Origin of the sequence: Rhizobium sp. ARZ01 (assembly GCF_014851675.1) — a bacterium.
Taxonomy (GTDB): Bacteria; Pseudomonadota; Alphaproteobacteria; order Rhizobiales; family Rhizobiaceae; genus Mycoplana.
In genome coordinates, this window is sequence record NZ_JACVAE010000015.1 from 1 (window position 1) to 346 (window position 346).

At 56.1% G+C, this 346-nt stretch carries 1 tRNA gene and 1 rRNA gene; both read right to left on the bottom strand.

The features are described 5' to 3' along the window. Positions 1–75: 75 nt before the first annotated feature. Positions 76–152, bottom strand: a tRNA-Met gene (locus tag IB238_RS24310). A 100-nt stretch (positions 153–252) separates the two neighbouring features. Further along, positions 253–346, bottom strand: a 5S ribosomal RNA gene (gene rrf / locus IB238_RS24315); the annotation flags it as partial.

Here is a 346-nt window from a genome sequence, read left to right on the forward strand (position 1 = left end):
AACAAAAGCTCCTCGACGCTTACGCGGAGGAGCTTTCGGCAAAACGACTTGAATGGCAAAATATTCAAGCTTCAGTGGTTGCGGGGGCAGGATTTGAACCTGCGGCCTTCAGGTTATGAGCCTGACGAGCTACCGGGCTGCTCCACCCCGCGTTATTGCGTATGCATTCTAACACAAAAGGCCGCTTTGCGCGGCCCTTTTGATCGGCTTGGGCCGACGGTGTCGAGAAGATTGTTCATTTGCCTTTAGCAGACCTGGCAGCGACCTACTCTCCCGCGTCTTGAGACGAAGTACCATTGGCGCTGGGGCGTTTCACGGCCGTGTTCGGAATGGGAACGGGTGCAGC